The following is a 2763-nucleotide window of genomic DNA, read 5'->3' as shown; positions in this document are numbered from 1 at the left end:
GCTCTATATTGTTCTAAAGGATTAGGGTTAGAACTTTCTGCCAAAAATGAATGCACACCTTCTGAAAACATACTATTTGTAGAACCCATAATAGTTGTTCCTCCTTCTGTAACTGTATCTGAACCTGTATCTAAAACAGTTCCTGAAGCATTAGAGACTGTACCATTGTCATGGAAAGTATATTGCGACAATACCCCTTCGCTATTACTTGTAGTAAGTGTACTACCTTCACCAAGATGTTGTGCTGATTCTCCATATTTACCAACTGCATCCGCCTGAGACTTTACAGATGCATCAAAAAATACCTGACTACCTCTTTTTATCCAATCTTCCCCTTGCATACCTGTTGGGTCTATAATGTTGATTGGATTGTTATAAGTATATCCATAGGGGTCTAAGGTTGTAGAACTTAAAGGGTCATGTGTTCCAAATCTCCCAATATCCGGCATATAGAATCTCGCCCCATAATCATACATTCCCGTCTCCTGCAGTTCTTTGCCGTTGTACTTATACTGATACGAAGGATTTCCTGCCAAAGCATTATACCCTTCATGCTTTAACCCAAAAGGATAATAGTTGTTTTCTTCAAGAACTTCTATTCCGCTGCCATTGTGGAAGTAGCTTACCCTTGTATTTCCTAAATGGTCTACATAGTTGTAAATATACTTATTATTTTCAAAATTGAAATATCCTTCTGCGGTTGGAACAAATTTCAGTCTAAGTACATAAAGGGGGCTTTGAGAAATCTGGTATTGAAAACCATCCAGATAATCTGTAGTGCTTACTTGTGTGATATATTCATCAATTGACAACGTGTTGTAAGAGTACATTTTTTTTATTTTAACCCCATCCGCTCTGTAAAAGTAATTAGTCTGAGATCCTGATTTTCCGCTACCTGCTGTAATCGCCGAAGGAAGATTAAGATAATTATATGTGATTGAATTTATTCTTTTGTCAAAATGATTGGTCATGTTGCCATTAAGATCATAGGCAATGGTATTTTGAAGGGCATTATACCCGGATGGATTATTGGCAACTCCTGAAGGAAGCGTAATCATATCCAAACGGTTTCCGGTATAATTGTACACCAGATCATCAATTTTCTCAGCGGTGGTTCCGGAGCTTGGGCTTGAAAACCTTTTCAGTGTACTGATATTCCCATTGAGATCATAGCTAAGCAGTTCATTGTAATAATTATTGTTTAACACAGATGATCCCGGCTCAGAATATATTCCCTGCAAAAGCCTGTTAAGCTTATCATATTCATAAGAATACCTTCGTTTGGTACCATTGGGTACGGTTCCTGTAATCCAGTCTACTTCAGCGATATTACCATTAAATTTAGGCGCAGCATTTTCAGGATTATTATATTTAATCTCATACCCAAATAATTTTCCATTAAGATTTTTAGGATCATTGATTTTAGTCATCCATCCCCGGATGTTGTATTGATAGTCTACGGTCTGAAGCCCGCTTCCTAAAGCAGTTCCACCTACTTTTTTGGTTTGAAGCTGCGAAAGTTCGTTGTAGGTATTTTGGGCTAAATATTCCACCGGATTATTGTCCACCTGGTGGGTATGTGTTTTGAGCCTGTTCTGGGAATCGTAAGTGAAGTTTTCGGTAATCACTTTGTCGGTATCCGTACTGAGCCTTTTGTGGCGGGTAATGCTCTGCTGAACCACCCCTGCAAAATCAAGCTTGGATTCCACCTGGGTACGCCCTCCCAAATGGTTGATGGAATAGCTTCCGATGGCTCTGCCTTTTTTATCGTAATAGGTGTAATTTTTCGTCCAGTTATCGTCTTCAATATTTTTTACCAGGCTCATCACCGGAAGGCTTTTGGTGCTCAACCCTTCTGCGGTAGGGGTTTGAGTAAGCGTTGTTTCTCCTAAAATATTTGTTGGGAACGTTGGGTTAAAACTGTAGGAAGGATAAGTATCGTAATAGTTGACGGATAAAAGCGTGTAATTATACTGCGGATAGGCCGAACTGGTGGTATAGTACACATCCATTCCGGTATTATTAAAGCTGGAAGTGGTTCTCACTTCATTATTCGAACCCAAACCTTCTACAGCAGCCACCTGCTGGGCTCTGCCCGGAGGACTGTATACCAAACCTGTATAAATAGGTCTTGAAAACTGATCGTATTTCGTGAAAAGCCATTGTCCTTGGGCTTCAAGATTTGCATCACGGGTGAGAACCAGCCTGTCCTGCTTATCATACAGCATATATTCCCAGCCTTTTCCCGGAAGCTTCTTTTCTACCAAACGGTTCCTGCCGTCGTAGCGGTACTGGTAACACAGATTGTTTAATGTTGTCTCATCAGTAACTCCGGAAACAGCAGCCAGCGGAGGAATGACATACGCTAACTGATTGAATTCGTTATATACATAATAGGTGTCGGCTTTTTCCGTGGCACTGAGCATCTTTCTTACGAGTACCACCTGGCCTTCCCCGTTTTTGAATTCGATGGTCTGGTTGCCGTCTTCATCGGTTACCGTGTTTTTATACAGCTGCGCAGCAGCGTAAGCAGTCGTTGGGATAAACCCAGACTTTGTGGCTCCGTTTTCCCAAGTGGTTACTAAGTTGTATTTTTTAACGGCATCTGCTGTGGTATTGGCATCGTACGCGAACTGTACCGGTTTGTTGCTCCAATCATTGCCCACCTGCTTCTGCTGTAAGATCCTGTCTAAAGGAGAGCTTTCCAGGATTTTCTCTGAAAAGATTTTCTCTTGGCCGTACAGTGCAGGCTGGGTGGCATTG

At 41.2% G+C, this 2763-nt stretch carries 1 protein-coding gene; it reads right to left on the bottom strand.

Going from position 1 to position 2763, the window contains the following annotated elements; all coding sequences use genetic code 11:
• Positions 1–2763, bottom strand: a 2763-nt coding sequence (locus SOP96_RS03210; protein ID WP_326319782.1) for an RHS repeat-associated core domain-containing protein, incomplete at both ends; no start/stop codon positions are given.

The organism is Chryseobacterium salviniae (assembly GCF_035819015.1).
GTDB classification, from domain to species: Bacteria; Bacteroidota; Bacteroidia; order Flavobacteriales; family Weeksellaceae; genus Chryseobacterium; species Chryseobacterium salviniae.
The sequence above is the reverse complement of the archived record's forward strand: the minus strand, read 5'-3'. Positions and strand labels throughout refer to the sequence as shown.